The sequence below is a fragment of the Actinomadura sp. GC306 genome, assembly GCF_004348665.1.
In the GTDB taxonomy this organism is placed as follows: domain Bacteria; phylum Actinomycetota; class Actinomycetes; order Streptosporangiales; family Streptosporangiaceae; genus Spirillospora.
This window is the reverse complement of the sequence record NZ_SMKM01000426.1, coordinates 1-3,381: the sequence shown is the minus strand read 5'-3', so window position 1 is coordinate 3,381 and position 3,381 is coordinate 1. Positions and strand designations below refer to the sequence as shown.

Genomic DNA, 3,381 nt, shown 5'->3' with positions numbered 1-3,381 from the left:
GACCCGGCTGGCGCCGGAGTGGCCGCCGCAGCAGCAGCCCGTCCCCGCGCCCCGGCCCGAGCCGGAGGCCGGGCCGGGGACCGATCCGGCCGGCGTACGGCCCACCGAGCGTCAGTTCGCCGCGCCCCCGCCCGTCCTTCCGCCCGTGAGCGGTCCGCCGGACGAACGGGACGGGTCGCCCCGCCGCACCAGGCTCGTCGCCGGAACGCTCGCGGGGCTGGTCGCCGCCGGGGTGCTGGCGGGCGGCGTCTACTACATGACCCGCCCGTCGGACGAGCCGGAGCGGCCGGCCGGGCCGGCGGCGTTCCCGGCCGAGCCGCTGCTCGTGCGGATGGACACCCGGCCCGGCTGGCCGGAGTCGTGCCACGGCGACATCGGCCTGTTCAAGCCGGGCGAGCCGGCCGCCACCGCGCTCGCCGGCGGCGACCGGTGCGAGATGCTGCCCGAGCCGTCCCCGGACCGCGAGCACATCGCGTTCACCCGGACCGGCGGCGGCAAGAGCGAGGCGTGGGTGATGAACGCCGACGGGAGCGGCGCGCGGAAGGTCACCGACATCGCGGGCGGGCGGGTCGCCTGGTCGCCGGACGGCACCCGGCTGGCCTACATGGGCAGGGACGGCGGCACCCGGCAGATCTTCACCATCGCCCTGGAGGGCGGGAAGGCCACGCAGCTCACCGACGACGACTCGGCCAAGGACGACCCGATGTGGTCGGCCACGAAGAGGCTCGTGTTCTGGAGCAAGCGGGACGGCACCGAGCAGATCTACACCCTCGACCCGGAGCGCCCGGGGTCGGAGTGGACGCGGCTGACCGACGACGGCGTGCGCTCGGTGGACCCCGAATGGTCCCCCGACGGCTCGAAGATCGCGTTCACCAGGGGCTCCCCGGAGCACAGCTCGATCTGGGTGATGAACGCCGACGGGTCCGGGGCGCGCGCCGTGACCACGGGCGGGCGCGACGACATGGACCCGGCGTGGTCGTCCGACGGCACCTGGCTCTGCTTCGTGCGCGGGTCCCTCGCCGAGCCGGTGGTCCACGCCGTCCGGGCGGACGGCACCGGCGAGCGGGTCCTCACCCCGGAGGGCCGCACGTTCGGCCACCCGAGCTGGATGTAGCGCGCCGCGCCGACCGCCCGGTCAGGCGGTGATCATGTCCAGGCGGCGCAGGATCACGCCCTCGCGCAGCGCCCACGGGCAGACCTCCAGCTCGCCGAGCCCGAACAGGTCCATCGCGGCGTCGGCGACGATGGCGCCGGCGAGCAGCTGCTCGGCGCGCCGCTCGGACACGCCCGGCAGCCCGGCGCGCTCGGCGGACGGCATCGGGGCGAGCTTGGCGGCCCACTCGGTCAGGTCGGTGCACGACAGGACGCGCCGCTGCAGGGGCCCGTCGGCGGACGGGGCGGCGCCGCCGATCCGGGCGAGCTGCTTGAAGGTCTTGGACGTGGCCACGGCGTGGTCGGCCGCCCCGTACCTGGCGACGTCGCCGACCCGGCGGGCGATCTCCGTGCGGACCTCCCGGCGCAGCCGGCGGATCTCGTCCGGGTGCGGCGGGTCGGCGGAGAAGCGGGTGCGGGTGAGCCGGCCCGCGCCGAGCGGCAGCGAGAACGCCACGTCCGGCTCCTCGTCGATGCCGGACGCGACCTCCAGCGAGCCGCCGCCGATGTCCACCACGAGCAGCCGCCCCGACGACCAGCCGAACCAGCGGCGCGCGGCGAGGAACGTCAGCCGCGCCTCCTCCTCGCCGGACAGCGCCCGGATGCCGATCCCCTTGTCGGCGCGGATCCGGTCGAGGACCTCCTCGCCGTTGGCGGCGTCGCGGACGGCGGAGGTGGCGAACGCGAGGAGGTCCTCGACGCCCTTGTCCTCGGCGATCCGCAGCGCCTCGTCGACGAAGTCGCTCAGCAGCTTCTCGCCCTGCGCGGTCAGCCGGTCCGCGTCGTCCAGGTGGTCGGCGAGCCGCAGGTCCGCCTTGTGGGAGTACGCGGGGAGGGGCCGCGCCCCGTAATGGGCGTCCACCACCAGCAGGTGCACGGTGTTCGAGCCCACGTCCAGCACGCCGAGTCGCATGGAAGGAAAAATATCGGACGGCTTTCCCACGATTCGGGACGACCAGGGCGAAACCCCCAAAGCCCGGATGTCTCCGCAGGTGAGACGAGGGGCCGGGTCACACCACTGTCACCGCCGCGCACTTCCGGGCGGGTCAGCCGGCCGGCGGATCGGGCAGCTCGTCCGGCCCCGGGTAGGAGCTCTGCGCGCCCCGCCTGCGGACGGCGGCGGCGCCCACCCGGGTCGCGTACCGGGCGGCGTCCAACAGCGTGTCGCCGCGCGCGAGCCGCAGGCAGAGCGCGGCGGTGAACGCGTCGCCCGCGCCGGTCGTGTCGACGGCGTCCGTCTTCGGCGACGGGATGGCCGCCGTCCCCTCGCCGTCGGCGACGACGACCCCTGCCGCGCCGAGCGTGACGACGACGGACCGCGCCCCGGACCGGACGAGCGCCGCCGCCGCGTCCTCCGGGCGCTCCCGCGCGCCGCCCAGCAGGAAGGCGGCCTCGTGCTCGTTGACCACGAGCGGATCACAGCGGCCGAGCAGCTCCCCCGGGACCGGTGCGGGCGGCGAGAGGTTGAGCACGAACCGCCCGCCGGCCGCGTCGGCGGCGCGGCCGGCGGCCTCGACGGCGGGCAGCGGCACCTCCAGCTGGCACGACACGACGGACGCGCCGGCGATCATCTCGCGGGCGGCGGCGACGTCGTCCGGTGTCAGCCGGGCGTTGGCGCCGGGCGAGACGATGATGCTGTTGTCGCCGTCCGGCCCGACCGTGATCAGCGCGACGCCGCTCGGGGCGCCGCCGGTGACCGTGAGGTGGGCGAGGTCGACCCCGTCGGCGGCGAGGGCGCCGCGCAGCAGCTCGCCGTGCCCGTCGTCGCCGATCCGCCCGACGATGCCGACCCGCCCGCCGAGCCGGGCCGCCGCCACGGCCTGGTTCGCGCCCTTGCCGCCGGGCAGCGTGGCGAGGTCGGAGCCGAGCACGGTCTCCCCCGGTGCGGGCCTGCGGTCGACGCCGACCACCAGGTCCGCGTTGACCGACCCGACGACGACGACTTCTCGGCTCCGCGAGCGTTCTCCGGTCACGGACAACGGACTACACGCGCCGGGCCGTCCGGTGCAACCCGGAGGCGGTCACCGGGCCCGCAGCTCGGCCAGGTCGACCACCTCCGACAGGCTCTCCACGGACGGGTAGTAGCCGCGCCCGACGAGCGCCCCGTTCCGCGTCACCAGGAACGCGCTGTGCCCCAGGACGCCGGCGCGCTCGGCCAGCACCCGGTGCGCGCCGCTCAGCCGCACGGCCCGCACCCGCAGCCCGCCGGGCCCCCGCCAGTTCCCCGAC

Annotated in this window: 3 protein-coding genes and 1 pseudogene; 1 reads left to right on the top strand and 3 read right to left on the bottom strand. The window is 76.4% G+C overall.

Annotated elements, in window-relative coordinates; translation table 11 throughout:
- A pseudogene (locus tag E1200_RS32115) lies at window positions 1-1,114 on the top strand (PD40 domain-containing protein); the annotation flags it as partial.
- Between the two features lie 21 nt (window positions 1,115-1,135).
- Here the strand turns inward: E1200_RS32115 and E1200_RS32110 are convergent.
- The 3 genes from E1200_RS32110 to E1200_RS34195 form a co-directional block, all read right to left on the bottom strand.
- Window positions 1,136-2,065 carry a Ppx/GppA phosphatase family protein gene (locus E1200_RS32110; protein WP_131956241.1) on the bottom strand — a complete coding sequence of 310 codons (930 nt, stop codon included), beginning with the start codon at window positions 2,063-2,065 and terminating at the stop codon, window positions 1,136-1,138.
- Between the two features lie 133 nt (window positions 2,066-2,198).
- On the bottom strand, window positions 2,199-3,125 hold the full coding sequence (locus E1200_RS32105) for a ribokinase (protein ID WP_131956239.1): 927 nt from the start codon (window positions 3,123-3,125) through the stop codon (window positions 2,199-2,201).
- Between the two features lie 48 nt (window positions 3,126-3,173).
- Window positions 3,174-3,381, bottom strand: a 208-nt coding sequence (locus E1200_RS34195; RefSeq protein WP_165950556.1) for a hypothetical protein, incomplete at its 5' end; no start/stop codon positions are given.